At 66.5% G+C, this 2,805-nt stretch carries 1 protein-coding gene; it reads right to left on the bottom strand.

Annotated elements, in window-relative coordinates:
* On the bottom strand, nt 1–2,805 hold a 2,805-nt coding region (locus tag PMI03_RS30270; RefSeq protein ID WP_007703593.1), incomplete at both ends, for a hemagglutinin-like protein.

The raw sequence follows: 2,805 nt of genomic DNA, 5'->3' as shown, positions 1-2,805 counted from the left end.
TTGGAGCCGGTCAGACCGGCCGTGATGCTGGCGCCCTGACCAAGGACGGTGGAGTTGGCCACGCCATTGTCGGTCGCACCGTTGCCGATGACCGACGAGGCAGCACCCGTGGCGGAGGCTCCGAAGCCGCCTGCCAGAGCATTCGCCCCTGACGATACCGGCTGCGTCGAGGTCACCGAGCTATCGGAGACGAACGGACCGGCCTTGCCGTTGGTGATGTTGGTAACGGCTGTGCCGATCTTGCCGACTTCCGTGTTGGTCGCAAACAGCTGGCTGCCGTTGATGGCATCCGTGCTGCTGGCGCTGACACGACCTGCAGCCACATTGGTGATGGTGCGTTCAGCTCCAGGAGCACCGACGCTCAAGGTGCTTGTCGGTGTTGTCCCGGCGTAGGTGTAGGCGTTGCCGTTGATGGTGTCGCCGGTCGTTGCAACCGCCGCTGCCGTGGTGCTACCGGAGCCGAGCGCGATGTCGCCGGCATTGTTGGCGACTGCGTTCGGGCCGATGGCCACGCTGTCCGTGCCCGTTGCTGTCGAGTCCGGCAGCGTCGAGTTCGAGTGGAAGTACTTGATCCCACCACCATTGTTGATGTTGGTGATGGCGGTCGTGTTGCTGGTGACCTGCTGGTTGGTGGCAAAGAGCTGTGAGCCGTTGACCGCGTCCGTCGAGGTGCTCGAGAGCTGGCCTGCCGCGACGTTGGTGATCTGCCGTTCGTTGCCCGCCGTTCCGACCGAGAAGACACCCGCCGGTGTTGCGCCGGCGAAGGTGTATGCCGTGCCGCCGATGGTGGCGCCTGCGGTCGGGACCGCCGCTGCCGTCACCGCAGAACCCTGGCCGATTGCAACGTTGGAGCCGGTCATGCCGGAAGCGATGCTGGCACCCTGGCCGACCACTGTGGAGTTGGCCACGCCATTGTCGGTTGCGGAATTGCCGATCACTGAGGATGCGGCACCCGTCGCCGAGGCGCCGTAGCCGCCGGCGAGTGCGTTAGCACCCGAGGAGACCGGTTGCGTTGCCGTCACGGAATTATCCGAGACGAACGGTCCGGCCTTGCCATTGGTGATGTTGCTGATGGCGGTGGTGTTGCTGGTGACCTGCTGGTTGGTGGCGAAGAGCTGCGAGCCGTTGACCGCGTCGGTCGAGGTGCCCGAGAGCTGGCCTGCCGCAACGTTGGTGATCTGCCGTTCGGCACCGGGAGCACCGACACTGACCACGCTGGTCGGCGTTGCGCCGGCGAAGGTATAGGCCGTGCCGCCGATGGTGGCACCGGAGGTCGGGTTGGCAGCAGCCGTCACCGAGCCCGAGCCGAGTGCAATGTCGCCGGCGTTGTTGGCAACGGCGTTCGGGCCGATGGCCACGCTATCCGTTCCCGTCGCCGTCGAGTCCGGCAGCGTCGAGTTCGAGTGGAAGTACTTGATCCCACCGCCGTTGACGATGTTGTTGACCGTGGTGCCGACCTTGCCGACTTCCGTGTTCGTGGCGAACAGCTGGCTGCCGTTGATGGCATCCGTGCTGCTGGCGCTGACGCGACCCGCAGCCACGTTGGTGATGGTGCGCTCGGCGCCCGGAGCACCGACGCTCAAGGTGCTGGTCGGCGTCGTCCCGGCGTAGGTGTAGGCGTTGCCATTGATGGTATCGCCAGTCGTTGCAACCGCCGCTGCCGTGGTGCTACCGGAGCCGAGTGCGACGTCGCCTGCATTGTTGGCGACGGCATTCGGGCCGATGGCCACGCTATCCGTGCCCGTTGCCGTCGAGTCCGGCAGCGTCGAATTGGCATGGAAATATTTCGTGCCGCCATTGGTGATGTTGGTGATGGCGGTGGTGTTGCTGGTGACCTGCTGGTTCGTCGCAAAGAGCTGCGAACCGTTGATCGCGTCCGTCGAGGTGGCCGAGAGACGGCCGGCCGCGACGTTGGTGATGGTACGCTCGGCGCCGACAGCGCCGACGCTGACCGTGCTGGTGGGCGCGGTGCCGGCGAAGGTGTAGGCCGTGCCGCCGATGGTTGCACCCGAGGTCCCGACCGCCGCTGCTGTGACGGATTTCGAGCCGAGAGCGACATCGCCGGCATTGTTGGCGACCGCCGTGTCGCCGAGGGCGACTGCGCCTGCTGCGGCGGCATTCGACGTGTTGCCGAGCGCGACCGAGCCCTGGCCGGTCGCGGTGTTGGAATTGCCGAGCGCAACAGCGCCCTGGCCATTGGACGTATTGTTGGCACCGATTGTCACTGCGCCGGTACCGGTCGCCGAGTTCGGATCGCCGATGGCAACGGCGCCGTCGCCGTTGACTGTCTGCCCGTTACCGATGGCGACCGCGCCGGTTCCGCCGGTCACGCTCGAATTGGCGCCGATCGCCGTTGAGCCCGGTCCCGCCGCTGCGGCAACCGAAACCGTGTCACCGATGGCAACCGTCGAAGCCGCGCCCGTGGTCGCGCTGTTGCCACCCGCAAACGAGTTGTTACCCGTCGCGGTGGTGCTCACACCCAAGGCCACGCTGTTGGCGCCGTTGGCCTGGACCTGGCTACCCAGGGAGGTGGAATTGCCGCCGATCGCAAAGGCCTTATAGCCGATGGCCGTGTCGTTCACGATGGTTGTCGAACCGAGGACGCCGGCCTTGGAATTGGTGCCGAGGGCGGTGGCGTTCTGGCTGAAGGCGCGGGCGTTGAAGCCGGCCGCCTGGGAATTGAGACCTGTCGCGGTGGCAAGGTTGCCGAGGGCTAGACCCTCGTCACCCGAGGCAACGGCACCCACGCCGATCGCGACGGAGGCAGCGCCGGAGGCATTGGCAGCACCCGCCGCAGTGGCGGGG

Origin of the sequence: Rhizobium sp. AP16 (assembly GCF_000281735.1) — a bacterium.
Classification (GTDB): domain Bacteria; phylum Pseudomonadota; class Alphaproteobacteria; order Rhizobiales; family Rhizobiaceae; genus Rhizobium; species Rhizobium rhizogenes.
The sequence above is the reverse complement of the archived record's forward strand: the minus strand, read 5'-3'. Positions and strand labels throughout refer to the sequence as shown.